Below are 26,365 nucleotides of genomic sequence, written 5' to 3'. Positions count from 1 at the left end.
CACCTCAAATTAAATTATGCTCGATCATATACTCAGCAATCTGTACAGCATTAAGCGCTGCACCTTTCCGAATTTGATCACCCACTACCCACATATTCAGGCCATGTGTCACAGTCTTATCTACGCGGATGCGGCCAACAAATACTTCATTCTTATCAGAAGTATATAAAGGCATTGGGTACAGCATTTCAGACGGGCTATCTTGTACAATTACACCAGGGAACTTAGCGAGTAGTTGTTTTGCTTCTTCAGGAGATAATGCATCAGCTAACTCTATGTTGATTGATTCAGAATGACTGCGATATACCGGCACTCTTACAGTCGTAGCGGTTATTCCTATAGAATAGTCATTTAAAATTTTGTGAGTCTCATGTACCATCTTCATTTCTTCTTTTGTATAATCATCTTCCACAAAAACATCAATTTGGGGCAACAGGTTAAATGCTATCTGATAATGTTTTGGTAAACTAGCACTTGGCAGAATATTAGCTTCAACAGAACGCCCTGCTACAAGTGATTCTACTTGATCTGTCAGCTCATCTATCGCCTCTTTACCTCCACCGGACACTGCCTGATATGTCGACACAACAATTCTTTTAATTTTAGCAGCATCGTAGATAGGCTTCAAAGCCATAACCATAATAATAGTGGAACAGTTTGGATTAGCGATAATTCCTTTATGATTTTTTATAGCTTCCGGATTAACTTCTGGTACTATCAATGGTACATCAGGGTCCATACGGAATGCGCTGGAGTTATCGATAACAACGGCGCCCCGCTTTGCAGCCTCGGGTGCTAGCGTTTTACTTATTGAACCGCCGGCAAATAAAGCAATTTGTACATCTTTGAAAGAATCTGGTGTTGCCTCCTCGACTATGTAACTTCTACCCATAAATTCAATTGTTTTGCCGGCAGAGCGTTCAGAAGCCAACAGCTTCAATTCATTAAATGGAAAATTACGTTCCTCTATTAGTTTCAAAAACTCTTGGCCAACAGCTCCAGTTGCTCCTAAGATTGCTACATTATACTTTTTCATGCAAATCACTCCCCCATAATTTTAACATTATCTTGTGCTACTTCGCCAAACTTTAGCCCATTATATGCTCGAGACCACAAATCAGTCCATCAACAGTCAGTACTTTTTTACAAGCCAGTACAACACCTGGCATAAATGATTCGCGGGATATTGAATCATGACGAATTGTCAGCGTTTGACCTAACCCGCCAAAAATGACTTCCTGATGAGCAACATAGCCTGGTAGTCTAACACTGTGCAGCCTAATCCCGGCCAAATTGCCGCCTCTGGCGCCGGTTAACTTTTCTACTTCGTTAGGATGTCCTTGGCGCATCTCACCACGGACATTAGCAATTAACTCTGCAGTTCTAAGCGCAGTTCCCGAAGGAGCATCCAACTTCTGGTCATGATGCATTTCAATAATCTCAACCTGTGGTAAATATTTTGCCGCTTCCTGCGCTAATTTCATCATCAGAATCGCACCGATTGAAAAATTTGGCGAAATAATTGCATTTACCTTAGAAGTTGTACATAGTTCACGAATTTCATTAATATTTGCTTCTGTTAGACCAGTAGTGCCAACAACTGGGCATACTCCATTCTTAATAGCATGTGTTATATTATTCATTACTGATTCGGGGTTAGTAAAATCAACCATAACCTGGGGTTTTGTTTCATTAATAACAGTAATTAGGTCATTGCCCACAGTTACTCCTGTTTTTCCGGCACCAATAATGTCTCCTACATCAGCAAAGTCCGAGTTTATATCCACGGCTCCAACTACACTCAACTGTGGATCTTTATGAACCGCCTGTAATACTTCCCGTCCCATCTTACCATAAGCACCGCATACCATCACTCTAATCAAGCGCTATGCACCTCCTGTTAAAGATAACTTGACTAAACCAAATCCGGCAGGAGCAACCCGCTCCCATCCAGTTTGACCTATACCAAAAGAATATAACTCTTGGAAGAATAAATAAAAAGCAGCCAGTGAGCGCATTTCTCACTGGCTGCTAATACAGCCTTTTCTGACCATAGGAAAATATATCTATACTTCCCCCGACCAGATGAGATAGCGCTCCACCAAGTTATGGTGACAGTCTTAAACCTATTTGATGTAAGACCAGTAAGAAGACTCGGCAGTCTCTTCTTACTTCGGCGGTTACCCCTTTCCTTTCAGTTCATTGATGCCACTCTCCCTGAAAGTACTCTTGACTCCCGCACCTCTACTTCATCCTGTACAGGATGTTGCTTATTCATTTTATACACATTTTATACTAAAGGTTCCAACATTGTCAATAAATATTGAAAAACTGTAATAAACCTTACTAAAAGGCTCTATTTAACTGCATGCATCTCAACATCTTTAGCGCCGTTTTGTCTAAGAAGCTGAGCCGCTTGATTCGCTTTACTTGCATCAGCACGAATAACCGCAAGTATTCCGCCCTGAGCTACTTCCTGTTCATACCGTCTGCCTGCCTCTGCCGGAATACCCCAGTCAATTAAACCACCAGCAATACCGCCAGCCACTGCTCCACTCAAAGCAGCTGCGATTGGGCCTGCCGCAATTACTGGTCCCACGCCTGGGATAGCCAAAGCACCGGCACCTAAAAGCAGCCCCCCGATACCACCGAGGGTTCCTCCTGTTAGAGCACCATCAGTAACGTCATCTTCATAAAATTCGTCATCCTGCCGATTTCTCTTATTATGATTCTTAGATACAATATTAATTTCTTCTGTTGTAAATCCTTGATTTCTAAGGGCACTAACCGCTTGTTCAGCATTAGACTTAGAGTTAAATACTCCTATTACGCTTTTCACGTTTTGCTGATTGCCTTGTTGTGATGCATTAGCGCTGGCACTGGTATTAGCATTAGCATTGGTATTGGCTTGTTGGTTTGCATTGCTTCCTGTCTGCGTTTGAGCATTTGTATAACTACTGACCAAGGCGCTTCCTGCCTGTCCCGAAGTTTGAGACATCGTTTGGTTTGAAGTCTGATTGTTCATATTACCATTATTTGTCATTACCATCAATAAAACCTCCTAACATTAGTCTTATATGCAACCTAATGTTAGGTTTGACCAGCAGCAAACTTTTTATTCTCGGCTAAGCCTTGAATAAATGCGGTCATAAGCATTATTCAAATCGACAATTACCACTTCATCACCAATGCGCTTAATAGCTTGCCAAGGGATCATGGTTATCTGACCATCGCCCAGAAAGTTAAAAATTGCCTTTTTCTGAGGCAATAACACCCCCCCGATAACACCCGTCCGACTGTCGAAAGTAAGTTCACACTCACCAATAATACCTAATCGAGCACCATCTCCCAAATTAATAACTTCTTTACCAGCCATTTCACTTATGCGCATACCTTCACACCTACTTACCACCAAAGATTTTGATAAATACCGGCTGAATAACCGCTACGCCGACAGCAGTCATTGCCAGAGGATCGAAAGCAAGAATACTAAGGGTTATTCTTTCCGGCAGATCAATTTTTAAAAATGAAACAATCATTACCAAGGAAAGATATACTCCTCCGGCTGTAGCTACTAAATCTTGTATAGCAGTAGAAACAGGAGATGGCTTGGGTTCAAATTTTGGTGCAGTAGAATCTAGAGATGCACGGAAATGATAGACCCGTAACCAAATTGATCCCAGAACCATAAGCAATATTAGAACCAACATTGCCCATGTATACATGGTAGCACCCCCTAACTGCTTCTACCAATGTATATGGCGTTCTAGAATAAGTTATGAAAAAACTTCCGAAATAACCTATTTATAGTTATAGCCCGGTACTTCCTAGCCCACCCGAACGAATTTCTGTGACATAATCATTATCGGTTTTCAAATATTTATAAAAAATACCTTGTGCTATTCTAGTTCCTTTTGTTACAGATACAGGCTCAGCACCATGATTAAATATGCCAATAAAAATATGACCTTCATTTTCTGAATTATTATAGTAATCAGCATCAATAATTCCTTGCCCGTTAATTAGGCTTAAACTATGCTTTACAGCTAATCCGGACCGAATATAAATACCTAAATATTCGTCATCTTGCATATAAGCTTTTATTCCGGTCAGAATCAGGGTAACTTCACCAGGAGTTAATGTAACATCCTGGGCGGCAGTAATGTCATAGCCGGCGCTCCGGGTCGTTTTACGCACAGGTAAACTTATATTGCAGTTTTTATATTGAGTTACTACTTCAAAACCTCTTATCATTTTATTTGCCTCTCATATATCTAAATTTGCAGTAATGCTTGTATTATCAACCGGCCCTAAGGCTGTAAAACATAAATTTCCACTGGAAAACATCTTAGCTATCATTCGATTGACATCTGATAAGGTTACCTTATCAATTTTAGTTACAACCTCTTCCAAAGATATGAACTTTCCTAAAGTAACTTCCATCTTGCCAATACGTGACATTCTACTGCTCGAGCTTTCTAAGCCTAAAAGCAATCCTCCCTTTATCTGCTCTTTGGACTTAATTAACTCCTGTTCTGTTATACCTTGTTTCTTCAATTCTTTCAAATTTTCCACAATCAAGTCTAATACCTGGTTTAAGTTACTGGGCCGCGTTCCGGCGTATATGGTAAGCAGTCCCGCATCCCTATAGTTGCTTTGATAAGAATAAATAGAATATGCCAGACCTCTTTCTTCACGAATAGTTTGGAACAGTCGGGAACTTATTCCTCCGCCTAAAATATTATTAAGAATATGCACCGGATAAATTTCCGGATTATCCTGGGGTACGCTTAAAGTCCCTAAACATACGTGAACTTGTTCCGTGTCTTTATTAATAATTGTATTAGAAGGCACAAAGGTTGGCGCGCTTATGTCGAACTTTCTCCGTTGACCTTTCCAATCGCTAAAATAACGGGATGTCAACTTTACCAATTCATCATGGGTTATATTTCCAGCTGCTGCTATTACTACATTATCCGGAGTATAAAAATCCCGGTAATATGCCCTTACTATATCCTGATTGAACCTTTCAATTGAATTAATTGTACCCAAAATATTTCTTCCCAGCACATGGTCAGGCCAGATTGTATCTAAATGAATGTCGTGAACTAATTCATCCGGTGAATCCTCGTACATGTGAACTTCTTCAAGTACGACTTGTCGCTCCTTATCAATATCGTCTTCAGCAAATTTGGATGCTAACAGCATGTCACTTAAAATATCCATAGCCAAATCAGCATGAGAATCCAAAACTTTTAAGTAGTAGCAAGTGCATTCCTTAGCGGTGAATGCATTAAGCTGGCCACCCACGGCATCTACAGTTTCGGCAATATCTTTAGCAGAACGACGGGCTGTTCCTTTAAACATTAGATGTTCAATAAAGTGGGACACACCATGATTTTGATCCTCTTCAAATCTTGAACCCGTCGCAATCCAAGCTCCCAGGGTAACTGATTTTACATACGGAATGGTTTCAGATACAACGCGTATTCCATTAGGTAGTACTGACTTTTGATACATAAATTCTCCTTCTTCAAAGCCAACATCAGGCTCTACAATTTCGCTATAAATGTTTTAACTACTATCTGCTTCTATTTAATATAGCATTTGCCAAGTTAAATATATTCTTTATTATACCTAAATTTACTAAAGAAAAAAACAGAGATATTCGTTTACGCTTATCTCTGTTCCAAAATAATTATAAAGTAAACTTATCTTCAGATGGGGATTTTTCCCCATCTGAAGGTTAGTCGCCTTATCCAGACTTAACCGCTCTCAACTTCCACTTAGGGAAGAAAGAGTCTTAGAGGGGTTAGTCATCGGATGAAGCTAACTGTTAAAATACTTGACTATCCCATTAAAGATTCCTTGCGCAATTTTATTCCGGTAACTATCGTCCCGTAACTTAATAGCTTCGTTAGGATTACTAACAAAACCCATTTCTACTAATATACTTGGCATTGTGGTATTACGAAGTACATAGAAAGTAGCAGGAGAAGTACCTTTATCAACTGCACCGGTTTCTCTAATAATGTTGTCTTGAACCTCTAATGCCAGCTTAGACGACTTACCGCTAGGGAAAAATGTCATAGTACCGTAAATAGAGGGATCGGGATTCGAATTTGAGTGGACACTAACAAACATGTCTGCATTGTTATTTTCGGCAATATCTACCCTTTTAGCTAATTCCTGTCCTAGTGAGCTACCCTCAGGTGCAACTGTTCGGTCTGTTTCTCTAGTCATAACTACTTTTGCACCGGCTCTTGTCAGTTTGTCTCTTAATTTAAGACTAACGGCTAAATTATTATCAGCTTCTTTAGTACCGTTATCTACCGCACCAGGATTACTGCCGCCATGTCCTGGATCAACGACTATAGTTTTTCCCCTTAAGACACCACTGTCGCCATTGGAAACTGTTCCGTCGTTAGGCGGAAGCGGGGTTACTTTTACCGGACTGTTTGGTGTAGTTGTGGTCGCCTTTCCACCACCGAAAATATTTAGTATCGGCCCAAGAATCTTATCAAACAGTAAATCGAAGATCTTTTCAAAAACATTTGATCCGCCATCATATCCCTGAACGGTTGAGGCTCCCAATGTGCCTATAACATTATCTAAAGATGCGGCATAACTCACTTGTACAGGAGCTATTATATTAAATACTAAAACGAAAAGCATAGCTAGTACCAATATCTTATTGCTATACACAACGAACCTCCTATTTACATTTTGTAGAGACTACTTATTAAACTGCTTCCTTAAAACATTCCAAGCTGATGGATCTTCTTCACCAAGCTTCCACATAGCAGCACCAGCAATATCATATTGATTAATAAGTGCCAGCTTTTGGTTTAAGCTTTGGCTATTTTCAAACCAAATGGTATGAGCTGTACCATCGGTCGCAGTATAACTAAAATACGGTGATTGGGAAGCGTCATCCCACTGAACCGTTTTGCCGTAACGCTGCGCTAAATCCATAATCGCTTTATATTCTAAGGACTGCACTCCCTGGGCTGACCAATCATAGCCATAAGCGGCAATACCTAAATAAAGCTTGTTTTTAGGAATAGCTTTTAGCGCATACTTTAGATTTCTTTCCACCCAATTAATATCGGCAATCGGACCTGCCCCGCTCCATGTCCCGTGATTGTCGTAGGTCATAATCATAATTTTATCGGCATATTTCGCCAGTTCAGCATAATCATAAGCAGCGGCTACATCATTAGTTTCGTCCTGTTTAGGGAAAACATCAATGGAAACTATATACCCCTGCGGTTTAAGACGGGCGTAAAGCTCACGCATAAAGGCCGTCAAATTATCCTTATCTTCCGCCGGTACCATCTCAAAGTCAACGTTGACTCCGTCAAGGTTATATTTTTTGATATACTTTTCAAAATTGTCGATAGCTCTGGTTCTCAGAACTGGATCCGCCAATACCGTATGCACTGGCGTTGTTCCCGTATCTTGCTTAGCATTATTAACTAAAAGCAGTACGGTCATGTTATTTTGATGAGCTGTTTTGACCACAGAAGCATGGTCATTGCCCCCTCTGTCAGTAACACTCCCATCAGCCTGCATAGTCGCCCAAAACGGCGCAATTGTTTTTATTACATCAGCATTTTTAACCATGGAGTTGTAAGAAGAAGTATCTTCCCCCCACCACTCAGCATAAAAACCGACTAAATCTTTGGACGAAGTTAATCCACTGCCAGAATTTCCTTTAGTCGATCCGCCTGCGGGAACACTATCTGATTTACCCAGCAAATTCCCCAATAATAGCCCAAGCAGAATATTTAGAAATCCCTTATCTGTACTCAGACTTTTTGTACCACCGGCGTCAGTAGTTCCCGTAGTTTGTCCAACTAAATCCGATATTGAGAAAGCATATGCCGGAGCCACCGGCAGCATAATGCTTATCATGAAAGCCATCATGATTATGCATGATACAAGATTCTTATGCTTGCGCATTGTATCAACCTCCTTTAACCAGATAAGCATAATAACGACATGTTATATACTTATGTAAACTAATACTATCACAATTACAATATTTTATCAATAAAAAAAGCAGGCTTTTGCCTGCCTATTTATGCTATTTTAATACATCAGATACTGTCGTAATTGTATATCCACGAGCTTTTATTTCACTAATGAGACTGGGAAGAGCCTGTGCCGTTGGTGCAGTTGGATGCATTAAAATGATAGCTCCGTTATGCAGCTTTTTCAGCACGCGTTCTTTAAGAACTTCCGGCGGTGGTCTTTTCCAATCAATGGTATCAATACTCCACATTATAGTAGTATATTCTAATTCCTTTGCGGCCAATAGCACGGTATTGTTATATTCGCCATACGGAGGCGCATATAAGTTTGTTTTTATACCGGTAATATTAGCCACCAGTTCTTCTGTTTTAACGATTTGTTCTTTATTTTTCTCTTTGCTTAAGTTGTTAGGGTGAGGATGACTATATGTATGATTTCCCAGCTCATGCCCTCTATTGGCTATATCCTTCAGTACTTCAGGATATTTATTTGCCCAGCTTCCGCCGATAAAGAAAGTTATATGAACATTGTTTTCATCCAATGTTTTTAGCATATCGGGAAGATATTCTTCTCCCCAAAATACGTTACACGCAAAAGCTACTTTTGGTTGAGACTGATTTCCCTGAAATATTGGCGTTGGCGCATCGGATAGCTGTGTTGTAGCCAAAAACGGTTGAAGATTACCTGACAACATGGCTACCGTCATAAAAACCCCTACAGCAAAATAAACATACCAATGGCGGATTTTTCCTACAAATACCATCTTACACTGCATACTCATCAACTCCTGCCAGCAACTCACATGTATTACAGTGTATTAATGCTAATAATCATTTATGAGCAAAAAAGAAAAAGACTTGACATATTGTCAAGTCTTTTTCTTTTATACTTATTCGCCTTCAGTCCGGCTCTCTTTTGTTTCAGGTTTTAACAGTTCTTTACGGGATAAATTGATACGACCCTGACGATCAATTTCAGTTACTTTAACCATAATTTCGTCACCAGGTTTTACAACATCTTCCACTTTGGCGACACGCTCACGCGCAAGTTGAGAAATATGAACAAGCCCCTCTTTTCCTGGGAGAATCTCAACAAACGCACCAAAATTCATTAGGCGGGTAACTTTCCCTGTATAGATTCCGCCTACTTCTACATCCCGTACTAAAGTTTCAATGATGTGCACTGCTTTTTGACCGGCCTCAACATCGACAGCCGCAATAAATACCTTGCCATCATCTTCAATATCAATGGTTACACCTGTCTCTTCGATAATCTTTTTAATTGTCTTTCCGCCTGGTCCAATAACATCGCGAATTTTATCCGGATCAATTTCCATAGTAATAATACGCGGAGCAAACGGTGAAAGTTCTTTGCGAGGTTCTTTAATAGCTTCAAGCATTTTGCCCATTATATGCATCCGTCCGCGCTTGGCCTGAGCCAAGGCAGCTTCGAAAATTTCCTTAGTAATACCGGAGATTTTCATGTCCATTTGCATAGCAGTAACACCCTTGGCTGTTCCAGCTACTTTAAAGTCCATATCGCCAAGCGCATCTTCCATGCCCTGAATATCTGTTAAGATTGTATAATTATCGCCATCTTTAACTAAACCCATTGCTACACCGGATACAGGAGCTTTAATCGGAACACCAGCATCCATTAGCGATAATGTGCTGCCGCAAACGCTGCCCATAGAAGTCGAGCCGTTAGACTCCAAAACCTCTGATACTAAACGAATTGTATATGGAAACTCAGCTTCTGAAGGAATAACTGCCAACAGAGCTCTTTCAGCTAACGCACCATGACCAATTTCTCGGCGGCCAGGGCCGCGTGAAGGCCGGGTTTCGCCTACACTAAAGGATGGGAAGTTGTAGTGGTGCATATAACGCTTGGATTCCTCTACGCCAAGACCATCTAAAATCTGCTCATCCCCGATGGCTCCCAAAGTAGTAACTGTAAGTACTTGCGTTTGCCCACGCGTAAATAAACCCGAGCCATGAGTGCGGGCCAAAAGGCCTACTTCGCAAGTAATAGGCCGCACTTCTTCAATTTGACGGCCGTCCGGACGAATCTTATCTACAGTTATCATTCTCCGTACAATTTCTTTTAGAATCTTCTGGAGCATGTAATTAATTTCTTTGGCATTGTCAGGATAAATCTCTAAGAAGTGATTTATAGCCTCATCTTTAACCTGTTTAATATTTTCCTCGCGTTGCAGTTTGTCAGAATTAGACACAGCCGTTTTTAGCTTATCAGTTACAAATTCCCTAATGGCAGAGCCAATTTCCGCCGGGACTTCATACAATGGTTTTTCCTTCTTGGGTTTACCAATTTTCGCAATAATATCTTCTTGGAAAGCAACTATTTCTTTGATAGCAGCATGACCAAATAAAATAGCTTCAAGCATTGTTTCTTCCGATAATTCGCTAGCACCTGCTTCTACCATTAGAATGGCATCCTTGGTGCCGGCAACTGCTAAATTAAGATCACTTTTCTCTTGTTGTTCTACGGTAGGATTCAAAATAAATTGATTGTTTATTAATCCTACACGGACACCGCCAATTGGTCCATCAAATACAATGTCGGAAACACCTAATGCACAGGATGCACCTATCATTGCAGGGATGTCAGGCGGATTATTTTGATCAACCGACAATACAGTAGCCACTACATGAACATCATTACGCAATCCATCAGCAAACAACGGCCTGATTGGTCTGTCAATTAGACGTCCTGCTAAAATAGCTGCTTCACTTGGGCGTCCTTCCCGCTTGATAAATCCACCGGGAATTTTGCCTACGGAATACAACCGCTCTTCATAGTCAACCGTTAACGGAAAAAAGTCAATACCCATTCTCGGTTCAGCCGACTGGGTTGCAGTTACCAATACAGCCGTATCACCATACCGTACCAGTACAGCGCCACTAGCTTGCTTGGCCAATTTACCCGATTCAATGACCAAGGTTCGGCCACCTAATTCCATTTGGAATTTGTCCATATTTTGTTTTCCTCCTCTGATAAACCCTCTTTTCTTTTAACAAAGATTAATTGTTCGACATTTTTCTTATTATTCCCTTTTTTATTTTTCTTTAACCTGGAAAATAAATAAAAAAAGCGGATATATCCGCTTTTTATTACTTACGCAAGTTAAGTTTTTCGAGAATCGAACGATAACGTTCAATATCGCTTTCACGCAGATAGTTCAAAAGACCTCTACGCTGACCAACCATTTTTAACAGACCACGACGAGAATGATGGTCTTTTTTATGTTCTCTTAAGTGTTCAGTCAAATAATTGATACGCTCAGTCAGAATTGCAATCTGAACTTCCGGAGATCCGGTATCATTTACATGCACGCGATATGTTTCAATAAGTTTTTGCTTATTTTCAGGTGTCAACACGATGGTTCACCTCCTTTTTCTACTTATCCCCATTAGCCAAAGATATCGCCGGAGACTCGACTATCCTCGCTATGGTTATCTAGTGAATTACTCACTAAAAATTATATTAACACAAAAATTAGCATATGTAAACCTATCCAGCACTAAAATAATGTTTTCGAGCGAACTCAATATCAGTCTTCATTTGTTGTTTCAATTGCTCTATATTATTAAAGGCAATTTCCCCGCGTATACGGTCAATAAATTCCACTTTTAACTGTTGCCCGTAAATAAAACGGTCAAAATCTAAAATATGTACCTCAATACGGCGAATTTGTCGAGTAAATGTGGGATTATTCCCAATATTAGCAACGCCTTGCAGTTTTGCTCCGGTTTCATCAATAGCATTTACCGCATAGACACCATCTGCGGGGATTAATAGCTTCTCGGGAATTGCCAGATTAGCGGTAGGAAACCCTAATTTAGTACCTCGTTGATCGCCCTTGACAATCTTTCCGCAGATCGAGGGGAGGCGGCCAAGTAAATATGCAGCTTGTTTAACTGCACCATCACCAATCAACTGCCTGATAGAAGTACTGCTTATAATACTTCCTTCAATATCGACCATTTTTACAACATCCACATCAAACCCCTGTGTAACTCCAACACTTGTTAGCATCGCAGGTGTCCCTGTTCCGCGATACCCATAGGTAAAATTTTCACCAACGATAATGTGACCAAGATTAATGTTACTAACCATAAGTGAAATAAATTGGTCGGGAGATAATTGCAAAAGTTCGTTAGTAAAGGGAATATTGTATAAAATATCGACACCTAATTCGGCAATTAAATTGACTTTCTCCTGATTAGTGATAATTAACGGCGGGCATCGTTCCGGATTAATGACGCTGAGAGGGTGATTGCTAAAAGTAAATACAGAGCTTAAACAATTATCATTTTTCGCTTTTTTTACAGTGTTCGAAATTATCGCTTGATGTCCAACATGGACACCGTCAAAAGTGCCCAAAGCCATGTAAATACGGGGATAATGACGTATGTTTTTTATCTGTGTAAAAACTTCCATAGTTTCGAAATTCTCCTCGTTACCACTTTCTGGAAAAACAAAGCTCTCTATAGTAATCTACGGTTCCCAACAGATGCAATCAGTCTTTTAGGTGAAGAAAACACGGCTTGCACCGAGCATTAATAGCTAAATTCTGCCTTAAAATATTCTTCTTGTAGGCAAGGCAATGGTCCGGAACGTTACCGATCCGGACTTAATATTTTAACCGGGGTTATAGTTGGATAATCACCGGTTCCATATTCCCCCAGGCCTATACCTATGAATTTATTCCGAAAATCATATATCTTTACTAAACCTTCAACAGTCCCGTGATAAATAACAGTACGGCCGTTTTTGATAGCACCGGCATCTCTTTCCTGTAGCATTACAGCCGGAAATTGTGTGAGAACCGTATCTGCCTTCTGTATCACTTGCTCCTTATTCGCTGCAATTTCCTCTAAAGTTCGTGACTGTTCCAAATGAAAATTCCCGACCCGCGTTCTTACTAAGAAACTCATAACTGCTAAGCAATTTAATCTTCGACCAATATCTGCGCATAAGGTCCGGATATATGTCCCCTTAGAACACGTAACATCAAACACTAAGCCATGTTCATACTCCGCTACAAGCGCAATAGAACTAATGGTAATACTTCGTGGCTTTCGTTCTACCGTCTCTCCCGCGCGAGCAAATTCATACAGCTTTTTACCGCCGATTTTTACAGCCGAATACATAGGTGGAATTTGTTCATTTACCCCAATAAAAGATGCCAATGCTTCCTTTATTTTAATTACGTCAGGCTTACTAAAAGGACTACTATTTATAATCTGGCCTGTGTCATCACCGGTATCTGTCTCAAAACCGAAAGTTAGTTCAGCCCGATAGCTTTTATCAGCATCTGCTAAATATTCAATAAGTCTAGTTGCATTACCTAAAAATATTGGCAAAACGCCTGCTGCCCCTGGATCCAAAGTTCCAGCATGACCAACACGCTTTATACCATATAAGCGACGAATGAATGAAACAACATCATGCGAAGTCATCCCTGGTGGTTTAAGAACATTAATCAACCCATTACTCATAATTAATGTCCCGCAAACAGCTGCGCTTTTGCCGCTTCTACAACCAAATATTTTGCCCTGTCAAGATTCTCTGCAATAGTGCAGCCAGCCGCACGGGCATGGCCACCCCCGCCAAAAGACAGGGCTAATTTACTCACATCCGCTGTTTTTGAGCGCAAGCTTACCCGAATATTATTAGTATCTGCTTCCTTAAACATAATGGCAATATCGACGCCATCAATATTACGGGGATAATCGATAAAACCTTCCGTTTCATCTTTTAACTTTGACGCAAGCTCTTTAGTTAGTGTTATTGAAGCTATTTGCCTGGCTTGCCCACATTCAACTATTTCAAGGGTTTTAAGCACACTTGGCAGCATTTCAACAACAACGCGCGGCTTGGTATCAAGCTGTTCCGAAATAACGTTAGGCTTTGCGCCTAATGCCACTAATTCAGAAGCAAATTGCAAGGTATCCGACGAGGTATTCGCATAGCGGAAAAAGCCGCAGTCAGTAGCAATTGCTGTAAATAAAGCTTCGGCCATACCGCCGGTGATATTCGCATTTTCTTGTTTAAATATTTTAAAAATCATTTCCCCGGTAGCCGCGGCTCGACTATCTATATACCAATAATCGGCGAATTTAACATTAGATATATGATGATCTATATTAAGTATTGGTGCCTTAACAACAGTACTTACTTTGCCAACTCGCTCCAAATCACTAGCATCAAGCACTACGAATAAATCAGGCGTAACGGGAGTGATAGGCGGCTGCTCAATTTTTCCCGAACCGGAAAGAAACTTAAAAGCCCGTGGCACTTCATCATCAATTATCATTCTGACTTTTTTACCTTGCGCGGACAAATATTCGTAGCAAGCAAGGAGTGAGCCTAAAGCATCGCCATCAGGATGAATATGAGTAGTAAGTACTATGTCGTTAGCCTCGTTTAACAGCTTGGCGCTATATTCAATAGACACTTCCATACTGTTACTGATTGCCTTCTTCCTGCTTAATTTTTAAGATAAGCTCTTGAATCCGTGCACTATATTCCAATGTTTCATCCAAATGCAGTGATAATTCCGGAGCAAATCTCATCCGAATTCGCTTTCCGACTTCGGAACGAATATAACCTAATGCTTTAGTTAAACCAGCCCATGTTCCGGCTTTTTGCTCATCGCTTCCCATAAGGCTGATATAAACTTTTGCACTGCGTAAATCACCAGTGGCTTCAACCCTAGTTACAGTCACAAAGCCAATACGTGGATCTTTAAGCTCTGTCAGGATAATCTTACTAATTTCTTGCTTAATAAATTCTTGAACTTTTTCTACCCGCAGTTGTCCCATTATAATTCCTCCGCTATCTAAACATACTGTTAAGCCCGCGGGGCGACTTCTTCCATTATGAAAGCTTCAATAATATCGCCTTCTTTGACATCGCGGAACTTTTCAATAGTTATACCGCACTCATAGCCTTGTGCAACTTCCTTAACATCATCCTTAAAGCGGCGCAATGACTCAAGTTTGCCTTCATGAACAACAATACCGTTTCTTAAGAGACGCACTTGAGCAGTACTGGTTATTTTTCCTTCTACAACATAGGAACCAGCTACAACTGCTTTAGGTATAGAAATTACCTGGCGAACTTCGGCACGTCCTAACACCGCTTCTTTAAATTCGGGTGCCAGCATACCGGTAATTGCAGCTTCCACATCATTAATAGCATCATAAATAACCCGATATGTTCTGATATCTATTTTTTCAGTGTCTGCGGCCTTACGGGCATTACCATCAGGACGAACATTAAAACCAATAATTAGCGCATTCGATGCAGCAGCCAGCATAACATCTGATTCATTAATTGCACCGACGCCCGCATGGACAATACTTACCCTTACTTCCTTATTCTTGATGTTTAATAAAGATTGACGCAGAGCCTCGATTGACCCCTGAACATCTGCTTTAACTACAATGTTCAAGTCCTTTATGCTGCCTTCTTGAATTTGTTTAAATAAATCATCAAGAGAAACTTTTTGGGACTGTTTAATTTCTTCACTGCGTTTTTTGGCCAACCGTTTTTCTGCTACAGCCCTTGCTGTTCTTTCATCAACAGCTACTAAATTATCACCAGCCTGAGGAACGTCAGCTAAACCAAGCACCTCTACCGGGGTTGCCGGTTCGGCTTTCTTAATCTTTTCACCACGGTCATTTGTCATTGCCCGTACTTTACCATAGGCAGTACCAGCAATTATGGTATCACCAATTCTAAGTGTTCCCTTTTGTACCAAAACAGTTGATACTGGTCCACGGCCTTTATCCAGTTTAGCTTCAATAATTGTTCCATAGGCTAAACGATTGGGATTTGCCTTAAGATCGAGCATTTCAGCTACTAATAAAATCATTTCCAGCAGATCGCTAATACCTGTCTTTTGGTGGGCTGATACAGGTACCATAATAGTATCGCCGCCCCAGTCTTCAGGTATCAGTTGGTGCTCGGCTAATTGCTGTTTTACTCTGTCAGGATTTGCTCCCGGACGGTCAATTTTATTAATTGCGACAATGATAGGTACTTGCGCCGATTTAGCATGATTGATAGCCTCAATGGTTTGTGGCATAACTCCATCATCAGCGGCAACTACTAAAATAGCAATATCGGTAACTTGTGCGCCGCGAGCCCGCATAGCGGTAAAAGCTTCGTGTCCCGGTGTATCTAGGAAGACAATTTTTTTGCCTTGGCACATGACTTGATAGGCACCAATATGCTGCGTTATTCCGCCGGCTTCTTGCGAGGTAACATGAGTTTGACGAATACCATCCAAAAGGGATGTTTTACCATGGTCAACATGACCCATAACAGTTACAACCGGAGGACGGTGAACTAGATCTTTTTCATCATCTTCAATTTCAGGAATTTCTGTCGGATCTTCTTCCGGCGGAATAGCCTCAACAGCTACACCGAACTCACCGCCCAGAATACAGGCTGTATCGAAGTCAACTTCCTGATTAATACTGGCCATAGTTCCCAGCATCATCAGCTTTTTGATCACTTCGCCAACTTCCCGTCCCATCTTTCCGGCCAAATCTTTAACAGTAAGTGACTCGCCAATTTTAATACTTTTTGGTTTTGGCATTTCCGCTTTGACCGGAGCCGGTTGATTACGATTCTGTTGATGTCTATGTTGATTAGAACGTTGTTGAGAATTTTTATTACCATATCCGGATCCGTTATTATTACGGGGATTATTGTTTTGCGAACGTCTGTTATTGTTGTTAAATTGATTATTTTGCTGTTGGTTTTGCGGTCTAGATTCCGTTCCTACTTGCCGGTTTCCTTGTTGATTCGGATGCTGTCCAGCTGCTTGCGGCCTCTGCGGAGGGCGCTGTTGGTTATTATAGTTCGGCCTATTTTGTTGCTGCTGCTGATTATTATAACCCGGTCTGTTTTGTTGCTGCTGTTGATTATTATAACCCGGTCTGTTTTGCTGTTGCTGTTGATTATTATAACCCGGTCTGTTTTGCTGTTGCTGTTGATTATTATAACCCGGTCTGTTTTGCTGTTGCTGTTGATTATTATAACCCGGTCTGTTTTGCTGTTGCTGTTGATTATTATAACCCGGTCTGTTTTGCTGTTGTTGTTGATTATTATGGACCGGTCTGTTTTGCTGTTGTTGTTGATTATTATGGACCGGTCTGTTTTGCTGTTGTTGTTGATTATTATGGACCGGTCTGTTTTGTTGCTGTTGTTGATTATTATGAACCGGTCTGTTTTGCTGCTGTTGTTGATTATTATGAACCGGTCTGTTTTGCTGTTGTTGTTGATTATTATGAACCGGTCTGTTTTGCTGTTGTTGCTGATTATTATGGACCGGTCTGTTTTGTTGCTGCTGCTGATTATTCGAAGTTGCTTCTTTGGAACTGGTTTGAGCAACTTTACTTTGTTCAGCCTTAGTTACATTTTGCATTGGCTGGGTCATTTGCTGCGAAGCAGTTTGATTAGTGTCCCCTGTCTTCCTTGCAAAAGTTCTCTCAATAGCCACTTTCGCATCTTCATCCACACTGCTCATATGATTCTTTGCAGTAATATTATGGCGTCCTAAAATATCTATAATAACCTTACTGGTTGTACTATATTCTTTAGCTAATTCATATACTCTGTATTTGGACATTGATCCACCCCCATTTTCTTTCTCTCCCAAGGATAACTCACTCTTCTATAGTACGAACTATCGGTTTGACAAAACCGTTATCATTAACGGCCACAGCCGCCCGCAATACCTTGCCAATAGCACCACCCAGCTGTTCTTTGGTTAGTACATAATAAATAGGAATATCACGATTTTCCGCTTGATATTGATATTCTTTTTTTGTAGCAGGCGAGGCATCATTAGCTACTATTAAAAGTTTGGCTTTCCCTGATTTAATTGCACCTTGTACGGCAAAGTCGCCAGAAACTATTTTTCCCGCTTTTTGCGCTAAACCCAGAACCGATATCAGCTTTGACTCATTCATTTTATAATCTCAGCTCTAAGCGCGTTGTACACAGCTTCATTAATCTGATGCTTAAGCGCTTTTTCCAAGCGTTTTTCCTTAAAAGCGTTTGTTAAGCACTGCTCACTCTGGCACATATAAGCACCCCTTCCAGCTTTTTTGCCAGTGGGATCTAATACAATTTCTTCTTCAGGAGTTCTTACCACTCTTAGCAGTTCTTTTTTAGATTTCATTTCTTGACAGCCAACGCACATTCTAAGAGGGATTTTTTTGGTTTTCACACCAATTCCTCCTGAATTGAACTTACGGGTGAACTTGATAACTGAGTGGCTTGTGATTCACTCTTAATATCAATTTTCCAACCGGTAAGCTTCGCTGCCAGTCTTGCATTTTGTCCTTCCTTGCCAATAGCTAATGATAATTGAAAATCAGGTACAACCACTCTGGACATTTTTTCTGCTTCTTGGACATCTACTGAAAGCACTCTTGCCGGACTTAACGCGTTGGCTATATATTTTGCCGGATCGGCATTCCATTTAACAATATCTATTTTTTCGCCTTTCAGCTCGTTAACTATCGTTTGGACCCGCATTCCTTTGTGGCCAACACAGGATCCAACCGGATCAACTGTTTCATCTCGAGAATAAACTGCAATTTTAGATCTTAAGCCAGGCTCTCGTGCCACTGATTTTATTTCGACTACACCATCATGAATCTCGGGTACTTCCAGCTCAAATAGACGTTTTAGCAAACCTGGATGTGTCCTTGATACTAAAATTTGTGGTCCTTTGGTTGTTTTTTTAACTTCGACTATGTAGGTTTTTAATCTGTCGCCATGTTTATACATTTCATTGGGAATCTGTTCGGAAGGCGCTAAGATAGCTTCCGCCTTACCTAAATCGATAAATACATTTTTCTGTTCTATCCGTTGAACAATACCTGTTACGGTATCACTTTCACGATTGGAAAACTCTTCGTAAATCATACCTCTTTCAGCTTCTCTGATCCGTTGAACAACAACCTGCTTTGCCGTCTGTGCGGCAATTCTCCCAAAATTCTTAGGTGTAACTTCTAATTCAACGATATCTTCAAGCTCATAACGCGGATCAATAGACTTGGCTTCGTCAAGCGATAGTTCAAGGCGCGCATCGGTAACATTTTCTACAACGTTCTTTCTGGCATACACATGTATTTCGCCGGTAGTTCTATCCAGCGATACTCTTACGTTCTGCGCCGAGCCAAAATTACGTTTGTAAGCTGAAATCAACGCTGCTTCGATAGCATCAAACAGTACTTCAGGCGCAATTCCTTTTTCTTTACCTAATTGTTCAAATGCCTGCATAAATTCTGCATTCATATAATTCCCCCCTATTCAGTTTTTACTGCTAAAACACTATATGTAATCTTATTTGTGCCGTTTTATCCTTCGGTATGTTAACAGTTTGGCCATCAATATCCATCCGGATATCACCATCGAACAGACCAATCAGATTGCCTATGAATACTTTTTGGCCGTTAATTGGCTCATATGTTTTTACTTCTACTTTATCTCCGGCATGCCGTACAAAATCTCGTTCTTTCTTTAAAGGACGATCTAAGCCTGGCGAAGAAACTTCTAGATAATAATGATCTTTAATCAAATCAGTTTCATCCAATTTAGCTTCAAGGCGTTCACTTACCCACTGACAATCATCAATTTCCATCCCGGACTCTTTATCTAGAAACACCCTTAGATACCAGTCATGTTCTTTTACATATTCAACATCAACTAACTCTAGTTTACTACCGGCAATTATGTCCGAAACAATTTTTTCAACAGCTGACTCAATTTCCTCTTTAGACATCTTATAACACCTCCATTGAAACGACCCAAGAGCCGCGATAGTTCTTACTTTTTATTGTTGCCTAATATCTTACCCCTCATACCTAATTATGGTAAGATCTATTAGTGCTAAAATACGATGAAAGAGTGGGTGACGGTACCCCACTCTTAAAAACGTCAAATACTTTTCTCCTGCAATTATTATACCATTAAAATGGTAATGTTACAACCAGCTTAATCAATTTTGTTGATTAAGCAAATAACATGATTTGATTTGTGTCATCAAGCCCTTCTAAACAACCATGTTTTTTCAAAATATCAATAACTGTTTTAGAAACTCTGCTCCGCGACCGTAAATCTTCAATCGAAGAAAATGTCGTGTTCTTACGGGCAGCAACAATGTTTTGCGCAGCTGAGCCGCCTACACCTTGCAGAGAACCAAGCGGTGGTAAAAGACCATTTTCTACTATTTGAAACTTAGCCGCATCAGATTTATACAAATCAACCTTCGAAAAACTAAAGCCGCGTAAATACATTTCATACGCCATTTCCAGGATTGTATGAATACTTTTCTCTTTAGTGGACATAGCATTTCCTTTTTCCTCTAAAGCTGTGAGTTCGGCCTTGATTACTTTTTCACCCTTAACTATTAGATCTGCATCAAAATCATCAGCCCTAACGGTAAAATAGGAAGCGTAGAATGCTAACGGATAATGTATTTTGCAATAGGCTATACGAAAAGCCATCATAACGTAAGCTACGGCGTGTGCTTTAGGAAACATGTATTTAATCTTTTGGCAGGACTCAATATACCAATCAGGGACGTTTTGCGCCCGCATTTTTTCAACATCATCCGGTTTTATTCCTTTGCCTTTACGTACACCTTCCATAATCTTAAATGCTACAGATGGTTCAACACCTTTATGGATAAGATAAACCATAATATCATCCCGGGCAGAGATGGCTTCAGATAGCTTGGCGGTACCATTTTTTATAAGATCCTGAGCGTTGTTTAACCATACATCAGTACCATGAGAAAAACCACTTATTCGCACCAGTTCACTAAATGTTTTCGGTTTAGTGTCTTCCAGCATCTGCCGTACAAATTTAGTACCAAATTCCGGTATGCCAAAGGTAGCTACTGTACTGTTAAGTTGTTCGGGCGTAAGATTTATAGCCGTAGTTACTGAAAATAAACTCATGGTTTCCGCATCATCAAAGGGAATTGTCTTCGCATCTATTCCCGTCAAGTCTTCCAGCATTCTGATTACTGTAGGATCGTCATGACCCAGAATATCAAGTTTTACTAAACGGCTGCTAATAGAATGATAATCAAAATGAGTGGTAATGGTAGATGAGTTCTTGTCGTCCGCTGGATATTGGATAGGAGTAAAATGATGCACGTCCATATCCCGTGGTACAACCATGATTCCGCCAGGATGCTGGCCTGTAGTTCTCTTAACTCCGGTACATCCGCCAAGCAAACGATTTATATGAGCATTACGGGAAACCTGCCCTTTTTCGTTTAAGTAATTTTTAACAAACCCATACGCAGTTTTTTCAGCGATTGTAGCAATGGTGCCAGCTCGAAATACGTTATCGCGACCAAATAGTTCCTCTGTGTATTTATGAGCTACCGGTTGATAATCACCGGAAAAGTTAAGATCAATATCAGGAACCTTGTCCCCGTGGAATCCCATAAACACTGCAAAGGGAATATCATGTCCGTTTTTTATCATCTTGGTCTGACAGCGCGGGCATAGTTTGTCCGGCAAGTCAAAACCGCCGCCATAACTTCCATCAGTAATAAATTCACTGTGTTTACATTCCGCACAGCGCCAATGCGGTGGTAAGGGATTAACTTCAGTTATTCCGGTCATAGTAGCAACAAATGACGATCCGACTGAACCCCTCGATCCAACAAGATAACCGTCATCCATTGATTTTTTTACAAGTTTATGGGCAATAAAGTATAGGACGGCAAACCCGTTATTAATTATCGAATTAAGCTCATACTCTAAGCGCTGTGATACAATTTCAGGCAGCGGTGTCCCATAGAGTGATTCGGCTTTTTCATAAGACATGGATTTAATTTCTTCTTCGGCACCTGGTATCTGCGGAGAATATAATTCTTCCGGTATTGGCTTTATTGATTCAATAAGTTCATTAATTTTTAAAGGTGTTTCTACTACGACTTCATACGCCTTTTCCGGTCCAAGATAAGTAAATTCGTTCAGCATTTCGTCGGTTGTCCGGAAAAATAGCGGTGGTTGTTTGTCAGCATCATCAAATCCCTGTCCGGCCATAAGGATTCTGCGGTATACTTCATCTTCCGGGTTTAAAAAATGCACATCACAAGTAGCAACCACCGGTTTGTTCAGCGTTTCGCCAATCTCACATACTTTTCTATTAATGTCACGCAGACCTTCTTCATCTGCGATTTTTCCTTTTCGCAGCAGAAATTCGTTATTACCGGTTGGTTGTATCTCCAAGTAGTCATAATAACTAGCAATTTTAATTAACTCTTCTTGACTAGCGCCCTGAATCATAGCATGGATTACCTCGCCGGCTTCGCAGGCTGAACCTAATAATAAACCTTCCCGGTGCTCGTCAAGTATTGCGCGTGGAATACGTGGTGTCCGATGCAAATATCTTAGGTGGGAAATGGATACTAGTCGGTATAAATTGCGAAGTCCAACATTATTCTGCGCCAAAATGATAATATGACGAGCCTGATTAATATCGTCTTCAAATAAATAGCCTTCCATACCGTAAATAACTTTAATACCAAGGCCTGACGCTTCTTCATATGCCTCTGGAAAAGCTTGCACTACACCATGATCGGTAATAGCAACCGCAGGATGACCCCACTTAGCCGCCGTCTTTACTAAGTTTTTGGCAGAAACCACTGCATCAAGCGCACTCATACGAGTATGGGCATGCAGTTCGACCCTGCGCACAGTCGCAGTGTCTTGGCGCTCGGCAGCTTTTTCTCCCCGGCACATGCTATCGGCAAACAAAGTCAATTCATTAGCAAACCGGTCATATTGAACAGTACCTTTTACTGTTACCCACATTCCATTTTTAATAAGTCCGGCGGACTTTTCATATTGTTCTTTGTTATCAAAAAATACTTTGCCGCTAATACCATCTGTCGAATCGACAAGGTCAAAGGTCAGTAGAAAGCGACCCGATTTTAGCTCTTTTAACTCATGATTGATAATTTGGCCTGCAAGAATTACGTTACGAGCCTCTTCTTGAATCGCTTGTATTGGCTGAACCGAATCGGCAGCTCCCCGGATATTGCGTCCAAATATTATTGGGCTTTCATTAGCCTTAGGCTTATCCTGTGGTGCCGCTGCCTCAATTAGGGCCTCCTTATATTCAGGAGTTAATAAAGCATCATCGCATTCCAGGGGTTCTTCTACAATTGAAGTAGTAAAGTTAACCTCGCACACACAATCAAATTCTTTCAGAACAAAAGCCTTAATCGCCCGCTCTACACCGCGCTCAGCTAAAATGGCAGTCGATAAGTCACCTACAGTTTCTATCGTAAGTGTTTCTTCGTCATAAGACCAAGAAGCATTAAGCAGCAAATGTTTAGTACCGTAATGCCCCTGGGTAATATATTCAACAAATTGACGCCAGTTCTCTGTTAAATATTTCTTAAGCTCTTTGACTTCCAGGGAAAAAACAACCTTTGTCAAACCACACTTTTGGCATAGATGCTGAGAAATAGCGCCAAATAGTTGCTCTGGTATAGGTTTAGCAGCCGCTACATGTATTGCCCAGGTCTTAGCGGAAGAATCTATTTCTACTTTTTTAACGCGAGCTTTTTTTAGTGATTCCCGATTACCCCCATCAATTGGGAGTTGTTCAACGAACTGAAAAAAACTTTGACAATTCTCAGGTATAATACAATAACTAGACATTTAACCTCTCCCCATCAATAACAGGTCACAAGCTATTTTAACACGATTTATCAATGGAAAGCACGCCGTCTATTTCGGTTAGTTCAGCAAATATTTGTATCATATCGGCATTTGCCGGGATTTTTAAAACAAACTCGAGGTTTATCACTTTTTCCTCCTGAATATGCTGCATAGTTATATTTTTGATTCCTATGCCATTTTTACCAAAAAGCATTCCCACTTTACCAAGTTGCCCGGGTTGATCGCGCACTACCATTTTAATTCTATCACAGTATTTATTAGCCCAATGCCGTCGCTCCAGTTGTCCAAACAATACTAAGGTTAGAAATACTAGTGCAGTTCCGGCCACAGCGGCAAAGAACTGCCCACACCCGATGGCCAATCCAATACCTGCTACTACCCACAAACTTGCTGCCGTAGTGAGTCCTGTCACAGTAACTCCTTCTCTTAGGATTGTTCCCGCACCCAAGAAACCAATCCCGCTAACTACTTGAGCAGCAATTCGTGCAGGATCTTTTGTAACTCCCTCATAACCGGAGAAACCGTAAATTGATACAATCATCATCAGAGTCGAGCCTACACACACGAGGATATGGGTACGCAAACCTGCCGGACGCTCCAGGCTCTCCCGTTCCATCCCGATCAAGCCACCAAGAATACAAGCAATTGCCAATCTTAAAACTATATCGATTTCGTTAATTGAAGCCATCTTATCACCTCACTTCAAGTTAGTAAAAATTGAATGACTTCAGTCAAACAGCTTATAAAAACCTACATAGCCATTTCCTGGCCAAAATGAACTGTATACCAGGACAAAAAAAGCGTGATAACTGGGTATCACGCTTTAGAAAAAACAGTTGCTCTAATTTTATAGTTTCTCTAACAATTCTCGAATACCTTTTACGTATTCCTCATGATTAAAATAAAATGTTTCTCCGGTACGCCGAGCTTTAACTTCTATTTGATCTTCATCTATTGCCTTGGGTCCTATTGTAATTTTTATAGGATAACCAATAAGATCAGCGTCTTTGAACTTAACACCAGGGCGTTCATTGCGATCATCAAATAGCGCTTCGAACCCTGCTTCGTTTAACTCGTTATATATTTTTTCTGCCAAAGCCATTTGCGCCTGATCTTTATTACTAATTGGAATAACTATTGCATGAAAAGGCGCGATAGGCACAGGCCAAATGATTCCATTTTCATCATTATTCTGTTCAATAGCTGCAGCCATTGTCCGGCTAACGCCTATCCCGTAACATCCCATAACCATCGGCTTTTCTTTACCGCCATCGTCAATAAATGTAGCTTGCAACGAAGTACTGTATTTTGTAAATAGTTTAAATACCTGACCAACTTCAATACCCCGAGCGGTTTTAACAGGGGCACCGCAACGAGGACAAGGATCATTTGCTTGAATGAGTCGGATATCAGTAACTGTCGACGGGGTAAAATCACGTAAAGGATTAACATTTATATAATGAGTATCTTTTTTATTAGCACCGCATACAGCGTTATGCATATTCATAACACTAGTATCAGCTACAATAATAATATCCTTACTGCTTTCAATACCAACCGGCCCTATATAGCCGGCTTGACTGCCAATTACATTTGAAATAGCTTCCTCATTAGCCATTTCAAGTTGAATGCAGCCAACTTTATTTAATAACTTAATTTCATTCACTTCATGGTCACCGCGAACGAGAGCCAGTACCACAGCACCGGTATCTGTGCGGAAGGCCAACGTTTTAATAGTTTTTTCCGGACTTACTTCTAAATAGTGGCTTACCTCGCTGATTGACTTCATATCCGGAGTATCTTTTTCGGTTAAAGGCAGACGCTCCTCAGCGGGGGCACTAATTGGGTGAAGTTCGGCTTTCTCAACATTAGCAGCGTAATCGCAGTCACCACAATAAACGATACCGGCTTCACCGGAATCAGCAATTACCATAAATTCGTGTGAGCCGCTGCCACCAATAGCACCGGAATCGGCTTCTACTGCACGAAAAGTCAAACCGCAGCGGTTAAACACCCGCGTGTAGGCATCATACATTTTGTTGTAATTTACATCAAGACCGGCTTCGTCACGGTCAAATGAATAAGCATCCTTCATAATAAATTCACGACCACGCATGAGACCAAATCTTGGTCTAATTTCATCACGATATTTATTTTGAATTTGATAAAGCATAAGCGGTAATTGACGGTAAGAACGTACATCACCACGAACAATGGTAGTGATCATTTCTTCGTGGGTAGGACCTAGGCAGAAATTACGGTTATGACGGTCTTTCAATCGGAACATCTCATCACCATAGACGCTCCACCGGCCGGTTTCTTGCCACATTTCGGCAGGCTGAATAATTGGCATTGACAGTTCTTGGCCACCTTTGGCATCCATCTCTTCGCGAACTATTGTTTCAATCTTTTTTAGTACACGCCATGCCAACGGCAAATAGGAATAAACACCTCCGGCAGCTTTACGAATCAAACCGGCTCTGAGCATTAGTTTATGGCTAACTACTTCGGCTTCGGCAGGAGTTTCTCTTAAAGTAGGTGCAAATAATTGGGAAACACGCATA

General features: G+C 40.8%; 24 protein-coding genes and 1 riboswitch. All 24 genes read right to left on the bottom strand.

Translation table 11 applies throughout. The features are described 5' to 3' along the window. Window positions 1-4: 4 nt before the first annotated feature. Window positions 5-1,036: an aspartate-semialdehyde dehydrogenase gene (locus SRRS_RS12005; protein WP_371369098.1), complete on the bottom strand. Its 1,032-nt coding sequence runs from the start codon at window positions 1,034-1,036 to the stop codon at window positions 5-7. Between the two features lie 52 nt (window positions 1,037-1,088). Beyond that, on the bottom strand, window positions 1,089-1,883 hold the full coding sequence (dapB, locus tag SRRS_RS12000) for a 4-hydroxy-tetrahydrodipicolinate reductase (protein WP_371369096.1): 795 nt from the start codon (window positions 1,881-1,883) through the stop codon (window positions 1,089-1,091). Between the two features lie 200 nt (window positions 1,884-2,083). Then, window positions 2,084-2,255, bottom strand: a riboswitch (Lysine riboswitch). A gap of 101 nt (window positions 2,256-2,356) precedes the next feature. Then, window positions 2,357-3,049 (bottom strand): general stress protein, encoded by a 693-nt coding sequence (locus tag SRRS_RS11995; RefSeq protein ID WP_371369094.1) that lies wholly within the window; start codon window positions 3,047-3,049, stop codon window positions 2,357-2,359. A 66-nt stretch (window positions 3,050-3,115) separates the two neighbouring features. Continuing rightward, window positions 3,116-3,391, bottom strand: a complete 276-nt coding sequence (locus SRRS_RS11990) for a YlmC/YmxH family sporulation protein (RefSeq protein WP_371369092.1) — start codon at window positions 3,389-3,391, stop codon at window positions 3,116-3,118. A 10-nt stretch (window positions 3,392-3,401) separates the two neighbouring features. Further along, window positions 3,402-3,725 (bottom strand): hypothetical protein, encoded by a 324-nt coding sequence (locus tag SRRS_RS11985; protein WP_371369090.1) that lies wholly within the window; start codon window positions 3,723-3,725, stop codon window positions 3,402-3,404. An 85-nt stretch (window positions 3,726-3,810) separates the two neighbouring features. After that, a complete protein-coding gene (dut, locus tag SRRS_RS11980) occupies window positions 3,811-4,254 on the bottom strand; it encodes a dUTP diphosphatase (protein ID WP_371369088.1) in 444 nt (147 codons plus the stop codon). 12 nt (window positions 4,255-4,266) lie between these two features. Beyond that, on the bottom strand, window positions 4,267-5,520 hold the full coding sequence (locus SRRS_RS11975; RefSeq protein ID WP_371369085.1) for a M16 family metallopeptidase: 1,254 nt from the start codon (window positions 5,518-5,520) through the stop codon (window positions 4,267-4,269). Window positions 5,521-5,829: 309 nt separating this feature from the next. Beyond that, on the bottom strand, window positions 5,830-6,705 hold the full coding sequence (locus SRRS_RS11970; RefSeq protein WP_371369083.1) for an N-acetylmuramoyl-L-alanine amidase: 876 nt from the start codon (window positions 6,703-6,705) through the stop codon (window positions 5,830-5,832). Window positions 6,706-6,735: 30 nt separating this feature from the next. After that, on the bottom strand, window positions 6,736-7,965 hold the full coding sequence (locus SRRS_RS11965) for a glycosyl hydrolase family 18 protein (RefSeq protein ID WP_371369080.1): 1,230 nt from the start codon (window positions 7,963-7,965) through the stop codon (window positions 6,736-6,738). A gap of 124 nt (window positions 7,966-8,089) precedes the next feature. Next, the gene (locus tag SRRS_RS11960) at window positions 8,090-8,812 is read right to left on the bottom strand and encodes a polysaccharide deacetylase family protein (protein ID WP_371369077.1); all 723 of its coding nucleotides are present in this window, start codon (window positions 8,810-8,812) and stop codon (window positions 8,090-8,092) included. 114 nt (window positions 8,813-8,926) lie between these two features. Next, window positions 8,927-11,032, bottom strand: a complete 2,106-nt coding sequence (locus SRRS_RS11955; protein WP_371369074.1) for a polyribonucleotide nucleotidyltransferase — start codon at window positions 11,030-11,032, stop codon at window positions 8,927-8,929. 136 nt (window positions 11,033-11,168) lie between these two features. Continuing rightward, window positions 11,169-11,435 carry a 30S ribosomal protein S15 gene (rpsO, locus tag SRRS_RS11950; protein WP_371369071.1) on the bottom strand — a complete coding sequence of 89 codons (267 nt, stop codon included), beginning with the start codon at window positions 11,433-11,435 and terminating at the stop codon, window positions 11,169-11,171. A gap of 133 nt (window positions 11,436-11,568) precedes the next feature. Next, window positions 11,569-12,498, bottom strand: a complete 930-nt coding sequence (locus SRRS_RS11945) for a bifunctional riboflavin kinase/FAD synthetase (protein ID WP_371369068.1) — start codon at window positions 12,496-12,498, stop codon at window positions 11,569-11,571. Window positions 12,499-12,677: 179 nt separating this feature from the next. Further along, entirely contained in the window at window positions 12,678-13,559 is an 882-nt protein-coding gene (gene truB, locus SRRS_RS11940; protein ID WP_371369065.1) for a tRNA pseudouridine(55) synthase TruB, read from the bottom strand. A 2-nt stretch (window positions 13,560-13,561) separates the two neighbouring features. Beyond that, window positions 13,562-14,524: a bifunctional oligoribonuclease/PAP phosphatase NrnA gene (locus tag SRRS_RS11935; protein WP_371369063.1), complete on the bottom strand. Its 963-nt coding sequence runs from the start codon at window positions 14,522-14,524 to the stop codon at window positions 13,562-13,564. A gap of 4 nt (window positions 14,525-14,528) precedes the next feature. Beyond that, complete coding sequence (rbfA, locus tag SRRS_RS11930; protein WP_371369062.1) at window positions 14,529-14,885, bottom strand: 30S ribosome-binding factor RbfA; 357 nt, start codon at window positions 14,883-14,885, stop codon at window positions 14,529-14,531. Window positions 14,886-14,914: 29 nt separating this feature from the next. Beyond that, the gene (gene infB / locus SRRS_RS11925; RefSeq protein WP_371369060.1) at window positions 14,915-17,704 is read right to left on the bottom strand and encodes a translation initiation factor IF-2; all 2,790 of its coding nucleotides are present in this window, start codon (window positions 17,702-17,704) and stop codon (window positions 14,915-14,917) included. Window positions 17,705-17,741: 37 nt separating this feature from the next. After that, on the bottom strand, window positions 17,742-18,047 hold the full coding sequence (locus SRRS_RS11920; protein WP_371369058.1) for a L7Ae/L30e/S12e/Gadd45 family ribosomal protein: 306 nt from the start codon (window positions 18,045-18,047) through the stop codon (window positions 17,742-17,744). Continuing rightward, window positions 18,044-18,307 (bottom strand): RNase P modulator RnpM, encoded by a 264-nt coding sequence (gene rnpM, locus SRRS_RS11915; protein ID WP_371369056.1) that lies wholly within the window; start codon window positions 18,305-18,307, stop codon window positions 18,044-18,046. Before rnpM ends, SRRS_RS11920 begins: the two co-directional genes overlap by 4 nt. Continuing rightward, window positions 18,304-19,383, bottom strand: coding sequence for a transcription termination factor NusA (nusA, locus tag SRRS_RS11910; protein WP_371369054.1), 1,080 nt, complete (start codon window positions 19,381-19,383; stop codon window positions 18,304-18,306). Before nusA ends, rnpM begins: the two co-directional genes overlap by 4 nt. Window positions 19,384-19,411: 28 nt before the next feature. Continuing rightward, the gene (gene rimP, locus SRRS_RS11905; protein WP_371369052.1) at window positions 19,412-19,870 is read right to left on the bottom strand and encodes a ribosome maturation factor RimP; all 459 of its coding nucleotides are present in this window, start codon (window positions 19,868-19,870) and stop codon (window positions 19,412-19,414) included. Window positions 19,871-20,099: 229 nt separating this feature from the next. Further along, a complete protein-coding gene (locus SRRS_RS11900; protein ID WP_371369050.1) occupies window positions 20,100-23,780 on the bottom strand; it encodes a PolC-type DNA polymerase III in 3,681 nt (1,226 codons plus the stop codon). Between the two features lie 37 nt (window positions 23,781-23,817). Further along, entirely contained in the window at window positions 23,818-24,489 is a 672-nt protein-coding gene (locus tag SRRS_RS11895) for an MgtC/SapB family protein (RefSeq protein WP_371369049.1), read from the bottom strand. A 159-nt stretch (window positions 24,490-24,648) separates the two neighbouring features. Further along, complete coding sequence (locus SRRS_RS11890; protein ID WP_371369808.1) at window positions 24,649-26,364, bottom strand: proline--tRNA ligase; 1,716 nt, start codon at window positions 26,362-26,364, stop codon at window positions 24,649-24,651. Window position 26,365: the final 1 nt, after the last annotated feature.

It is taken from the genome of Sporomusa rhizae (assembly GCF_041428845.1).
GTDB lineage: Bacteria > Bacillota > Negativicutes > Sporomusales > Sporomusaceae > Sporomusa > Sporomusa rhizae.
The sequence above is the reverse complement of the archived record's forward strand: the minus strand, read 5'-3'. Positions and strand labels throughout refer to the sequence as shown.

Coding starts and splice junctions, on each gene's coding strand:
- SRRS_RS12005 (WP_371369098.1), bottom strand. CDS start 1,036: ATGAAAAAGTATAATGTAGCAATCTTAGGAGCAACTGGAGCTGTTGGC.
- SRRS_RS11995 (WP_371369094.1), bottom strand. CDS start 3,049: ATGGTAATGACAAATAATGGTAATATGAACAATCAGACTTCAAACCAA.
- SRRS_RS11990 (WP_371369092.1), bottom strand. CDS start 3,391: ATGCGCATAAGTGAAATGGCTGGTAAAGAAGTTATTAATTTGGGAGAT.
- SRRS_RS11985 (WP_371369090.1), bottom strand. CDS start 3,725: ATGTATACATGGGCAATGTTGGTTCTAATATTGCTTATGGTTCTGGGA.
- dut (WP_371369088.1), bottom strand. CDS start 4,254: ATGATAAGAGGTTTTGAAGTAGTAACTCAATATAAAAACTGCAATATA.
- SRRS_RS11975 (WP_371369085.1), bottom strand. CDS start 5,520: ATGTATCAAAAGTCAGTACTACCTAATGGAATACGCGTTGTATCTGAA.
- SRRS_RS11965 (WP_371369080.1), bottom strand. CDS start 7,965: ATGCGCAAGCATAAGAATCTTGTATCATGCATAATCATGATGGCTTTC.
- SRRS_RS11960 (WP_371369077.1), bottom strand. CDS start 8,812: ATGCAGTGTAAGATGGTATTTGTAGGAAAAATCCGCCATTGGTATGTT.
- SRRS_RS11955 (WP_371369074.1), bottom strand. CDS start 11,032: ATGGACAAATTCCAAATGGAATTAGGTGGCCGAACCTTGGTCATTGAA.
- SRRS_RS11945 (WP_371369068.1), bottom strand. CDS start 12,498: ATGGAAGTTTTTACACAGATAAAAAACATACGTCATTATCCCCGTATT.
- truB (WP_371369065.1), bottom strand. CDS start 13,559: ATGAGTAATGGGTTGATTAATGTTCTTAAACCACCAGGGATGACTTCG.
- SRRS_RS11935 (WP_371369063.1), bottom strand. CDS start 14,524: ATGGAAGTGTCTATTGAATATAGCGCCAAGCTGTTAAACGAGGCTAAC.
- rbfA (WP_371369062.1), bottom strand. CDS start 14,885: ATGGGACAACTGCGGGTAGAAAAAGTTCAAGAATTTATTAAGCAAGAA.
- infB (WP_371369060.1), bottom strand. CDS start 17,704: ATGTCCAAATACAGAGTATATGAATTAGCTAAAGAATATAGTACAACC.
- SRRS_RS11920 (WP_371369058.1), bottom strand. CDS start 18,047: ATGAATGAGTCAAAGCTGATATCGGTTCTGGGTTTAGCGCAAAAAGCG.
- nusA (WP_371369054.1), bottom strand. CDS start 19,383: ATGAATGCAGAATTTATGCAGGCATTTGAACAATTAGGTAAAGAAAAA.
- rimP (WP_371369052.1), bottom strand. CDS start 19,870: ATGTCTAAAGAGGAAATTGAGTCAGCTGTTGAAAAAATTGTTTCGGAC.
- SRRS_RS11900 (WP_371369050.1), bottom strand. CDS start 23,780: ATGTCTAGTTATTGTATTATACCTGAGAATTGTCAAAGTTTTTTTCAG.
- SRRS_RS11895 (WP_371369049.1), bottom strand. CDS start 24,489: ATGGCTTCAATTAACGAAATCGATATAGTTTTAAGATTGGCAATTGCT.
- SRRS_RS11890 (WP_371369808.1), bottom strand. CDS start 26,364: ATGCGTGTTTCCCAATTATTTGCACCTACTTTAAGAGAAACTCCTGCC.